Source organism: Mycobacterium sp. (assembly GCF_049585075.1).
In the GTDB taxonomy this organism is placed as follows: domain Bacteria; phylum Actinomycetota; class Actinomycetes; order Mycobacteriales; family Mycobacteriaceae; genus Mycobacterium.
Genome location: NZ_JBAUZA010000128.1, coordinates 1 through 4,241, shown reverse-complemented (window position 1 = coordinate 4,241; position 4,241 = coordinate 1). Strand labels below are relative to the sequence as shown.

At 64.0% G+C, this 4,241-nt stretch carries 4 protein-coding genes; 3 read left to right on the top strand and 1 reads right to left on the bottom strand.

Annotation, left to right across the window (positions count from 1 at the left end; translation table 11 throughout):
• Positions 1-408: PadR family transcriptional regulator (locus tag WB785_RS06055; protein WP_424077855.1), on the top strand; the 408-nt coding region annotated here is incomplete at its 5' end.
• 46 nt (positions 409-454) lie between these two features.
• Here WB785_RS06055 and glpK read toward each other — a convergent pair.
• On the bottom strand, positions 455-2,011 hold the full coding sequence (gene glpK, locus WB785_RS06050) for a glycerol kinase GlpK (RefSeq protein WP_424077856.1): 1,557 nt from the start codon (positions 2,009-2,011) through the stop codon (positions 455-457).
• A gap of 72 nt (positions 2,012-2,083) precedes the next feature.
• On the opposite strand from glpK, the gene WB785_RS06045 reads away from it, so the two are divergent.
• Both WB785_RS06045 and WB785_RS06040 read left to right on the top strand, forming a co-directional pair.
• Positions 2,084-3,565: a glutamate--cysteine ligase gene (locus WB785_RS06045; RefSeq protein ID WP_424077854.1), complete on the top strand. Its 1,482-nt coding sequence runs from the start codon at positions 2,084-2,086 to the stop codon at positions 3,563-3,565.
• A gap of 34 nt (positions 3,566-3,599) precedes the next feature.
• On the top strand, positions 3,600-4,241 hold a 642-nt coding region (locus tag WB785_RS06040), incomplete at its 3' end, for a class I SAM-dependent methyltransferase (RefSeq protein ID WP_424077853.1).

Genomic DNA, 4,241 nt, shown 5'->3' with positions numbered 1-4,241 from the left:
CTGGTGCTACTGGCCGAGCGACCCATGCACGGCTACGAGATGATCCAGGAGATCGCCGAGCGCAGCCAGGACCTGTGGCGCCCCAGCCCCGGCTCGGTCTACCCGACCCTGCAGCTGTTGGTCGATGAGAGCCTGATTGTCGGCACCGAAACCGAAGGCAGCAAAAAGCTTTTCGAGTTGACCGATGCCGGCCGAGCCGCTGCGGAGAAAGTCGAGACACCACCGTGGGACGAGATCGCCGACGGTGTCGACCCCTCCCATCTGAACCTGCGCGCCGCCGTTGGACAACTGTTCGGCGCTGTAGCGCAATCCGCTCACGCCGCCAGTGCCGAGCAGCAGCAACGCATCATCGAGATCGTCAACAACGCTCGCCGCGAGATTTACACGATCCTCGGCGAAGACGACTGATCAAGCCGCGACGGTGGGGGCCAGCACGTTCTGGTCCCCACCGGAGCTACACCTCAACCCAATCGAGCGTGCGCTGAACGGCTTTGCGCCATCCCGCATACCCTGCCGAGCGCTCGTCGTCGCTCCACCGCGGCGTCCACCGGGTGCCCTCCTGCCAATTCGTGCGCAGCTCATTCGGGTCGGCCCAGAAGCCGACCGCCAAGCCCGCCGCGTAGGCCGCGCCCAACGCAGTGGTCTCAGCGACCACCGGCCGCACCACGTCGACACCCAAGACGTCAGCCTGAATCTGCATGCACAACTCGTTGGCGGTAATCCCGCCGTCGACCTTCAGCACCTCAAGGCGCACACCCGAATCCGCTTGCATCGCATCGACCACATCGCGGCTCTGGTAGCAGATCGACTCCAACGTCGCGCGGGCTAAATGTGCGTTGGTGTTGTAACGCGACAGCCCGACGATCGCGCCACGGGCATCGGAGCGCCAATACGGTGCGAACAAGCCGGAAAACGCCGGAACGAAGTACACCCCGCCGTTGTCGTCGACCTGACGGGCCAGTGCTTCGCTTTGCGCAGCTCCGCTGATGATGCCCAACTGGTCGCGCAACCATTGCACCGCCGAACCGGTCACGGCGATCGAACCCTCAAGCGCGTAAACGGGTTTGGCATCACCGAACTGGTAGCACACCGTCGTCAGCAGACCGTTACCGGACCGTACGATCTGCTCACCGGTATTCAGCAGCAGAAAATTACCAGTGCCGTAGGTGTTCTTGGCCTCGCCGGGCTCCAGGCATACCTGACCGACCATCGCCGCATGCTGGTCACCGAGAATCCCGGTGATCGGCACCTCGCCGCCCAGGGGTCCTGCCTCCAGCGTGACGCCGTAGGGCTGGCGCGGTGACGACGCGGCAATCGACGGCAGCATCGCGCGCGGGATGTCGAAAAAGGACAGCAACTCGTCGTCCCAGTCCAGCGTCTCCAAGTCCATCAGCATTGTTCGGCTGGCGTTGGTGACATCGGTGACATGAACTCCGCCGCGAGGTCCGCCGGTCAGATTCCACAGCAGCCAGGTGTCCGGCGTACCGAACACGGCCTCGCCACGCTCGGCAGCTGCGCGCACTCCCTCGACGTTCTCCAGAACCCATTGCAGCTTGCCGCCGGAGAAGTACGTGGCCGGCTGCAGACCGGCTTTACGCCGAATCACGTCGCCGCGACCGTCGCGGTCGAGCGCCGACGCGATGCGGTCGGTACGGGTATCCTGCCAGACAATCGCATTGCAGTACGGTCGGCCGTTATGCCGATTCCACACCAGCGTCGTCTCTCGCTGATTCGTGATCCCCAGCGAAACAATGTCTTTCGACGACAAGTTGGTCGTGTTCAGCGCTGACATCAGCGCCGAGCTAGTGCGCTCCCAGATCTCGATCGGATTGTGCTCGACCCAGCCGCCGCGCGGCAGAATCTGCTCGTGCTCAAGCTGATGGCTGCCAACTTCGGTGCCATCGTGATCGAATATCATGCAGCGGGTACTGGTGGTGCCCTGGTCGATCGAAGCGATGAATTCGGCCAACTGCTGTCCTCCCGCGGGATGGCGACGATCGAGCGCTCGCAGCGCTGACAATACGCTCGACTTTTACGACGCCGGTGCTTGCGCAGTTCCTCCTAAACCGGTTCCATCGGCATTGTGGGCGACGAGGTGAAGCGGACCACCTACGACCGCGTACACCGACAGGAGTACCGGCGCAAGGTGCAGTTGTGCCTGGACGTCTTCGAAACCATGCTCGCGCAGGCCAGCTTCGATTTCGAGCGCCGACTCACCGGGACGGAAATCGAATGCAATCTGGTCGACGACGATTATCAGCCAGCGATGTCGAACCAAGACGTGCTGGCCGCCATCGCCGACCCGGCCTATCAGACCGAATTAGGTAAATACAACATCGAATTCAACGTGCCGCCCCGGCCGCTGGCCGGCCACACCGGGGTGGATTTGGAAGCCGAGGTGCGGGCCAGTTTGAACGCCGCCGAGACCAAGGCCAGCGCCGGAGGGGCCCACATCGTCATGATCGGAATCCTGCCGACGCTGATGCCCGAGCACCTCGCCGACAATTGGATGAGTCAATCGAGTCGATATGCGGCCCTTAACGACTCAATCTTCAAAGCCCGCGGCGAAGACATCCAAATCGACATCGACGGACCGGAGCCCCTGCATTTGAACTCGACGTCCATCGCCCCCGAATCCGCTTGCACGAGTATGCAGTTGCATCTGCAAGTGTCGCCGGCCGATTTCGCCAATCACTGGAACGCTGCGCAGGTACTGGCCGGCCCGCAGCTGGCGTTGGGAGCGAACTCGCCATACTTGTTCGGCCATCAGCTGTGGTCGGAGACCCGCATCGAGCTCTTCGCGCAGTCCACCGATACCCGCCCCGATGAACTCAAGGCCCAGGGCGTGCGGCCGCGGGTGTGGTTCGGTGAACGTTGGATTACCTCGATCTTCGACCTGTTCGAAGAGAATGTCCGTTACTTCCCGTCGTTGCTGCCGGAGGTGTCCGACGAGGACCCGGTTGCCGAACTCGCCGCCGGGCGCACCCCCCAGCTCTCCGAGTTACGCCTGCACAACGGCACGGTGTACCGGTGGAATCGGCCGGTGTATGCAGTGGCGGCTGGTCGGCCGCATCTGCGGGTGGAAAACAGGGTACTGCCGGCCGGGCCGACGGTGATCGACATGCTGGCTAACTCAGCTTTCTACTACGGGATGTTGCGCACGCTGTCTGAGGAGGACCGTCCGCTGTGGACAAAGATGAGTTTTGCTGCAGCCCAACGGAATTTCATCGAGGCCGCTCGCTACGGGATGCAGGCGAGCCTGTACTGGCCCGGGCTGGGCCAGGTGACCTCTGAGGAATTAGTGCTCGGCAAGCTGCTGCCGATGGCGCATGAGGGGCTCGAGCGGTGGGGCGTCGCGACCGAGGTGCGCGACCGGTTCCTCGGCGTGATCGAGGGCCGCGCCCGCACCGGCCGCAATGGCGCGGTCTGGCAGGTCTCGACGGTGCGTGCGCTAGAAGCCGGCGGATTGTCCCGGCCGGCAGCGCTGGCCGAGATGCTGCGGCGTTACTGCGAGTACATGCACACCAACGAACCCGTGCACACCTGGGACTCATCAGCGGGTTAAGCGCTGCCCCGGCTGCACCGGTACGTTGGAATACATGCCGAATGAAGTAATGGATTGGGATAGCGCATATCGCGGGCAGGCCATGTTCGAAGGCCCACCGCCGTGGAACATCGGTGAGCCGCAGCCGGAATTGGCCGCGCTGGCCGCGGCCGGCAAGTTCCGCAGCGATGTGCTCGATGCCGGATGCGGCTACGCCGAGCTGTCACTGGCTCTTGCGGCCGACGGCTACACCGTGGTCGGCGTCGACCTGACGCCCACAGCCATCGCCGCCGCCAACCGGGCGGCGCAAGAACGCGGGCTGAGCACAGCCAGTTTTGTGCAGGCCGACCTCACCGGGCTCACCGGCTACGACGGCCGGTTCAACACGGTGGTGGACAGCACGCTGTTTCACTCGCTGCCCGTCGAGGGCCGCGACGGCTACCTGCGCTCGGTGCACCGGGCGGCGGCCCCGGGGGCGAACTACTACGTGCTGGTGTTCGCCAAGGGCGCCTTCCCCCCGGAAGCTGAACAGGGGCCCAACACCGTTGACGAAGACGAGTTGCGAGACGCGGTATCGAAGTACTGGGAGATCGACGAGATCCGGCCGGCGTTCATTCATGCGAACATCCCGCCGAATATCCCCGATGCGCCGTTCCAGATGCCGGAGTTCCCTCGCGACGACAAGGGCCGCGCGAAG